Source organism: Pseudoalteromonas sp. SIMBA_162 (assembly GCF_046535955.1).
Lineage (GTDB): Bacteria > Pseudomonadota > Gammaproteobacteria > Enterobacterales > Alteromonadaceae > Pseudoalteromonas > Pseudoalteromonas marina.
The window spans coordinates 1-245 of record NZ_JAWJBQ010000984.1 but is presented as its reverse complement, the minus strand read 5'-3'; the positions used below and the strand labels follow the sequence as shown (position 1 = coordinate 245).

1 pseudogene is annotated in these 245 nt (G+C 59.2%); it reads right to left on the bottom strand.

The window, feature by feature from the left end:
- A pseudogene (locus R0J88_RS22655) lies at positions 1–202 on the bottom strand (polynucleotide adenylyltransferase PcnB); the annotation flags it as partial.
- Between the last annotated feature and the right edge of the window lie 43 nt (positions 203–245).

Here is a 245-nt window from a genome sequence, read left to right as displayed (position 1 = left end):
TGGGTCGTTGTCCGAGCAGGGCATCACGGATACAGCCTCCGACCAGATATGCCTGATATCCACCGCTTTGCAGGCGTTAGAGTACCTTCAGCGCATTCTCGCTTAGCTGGCGGCGGGATACGGGATGCTCATCCCGCGGTATCACACGCAGGCTGGGCAATGGGGCCGCGGGCGCGTCAGTTGCATTGAAAAGCGTCTTCAAGCGGTCACCGGGGCGTTGTAGAAAGCGGGTAAATCCTTTGAGC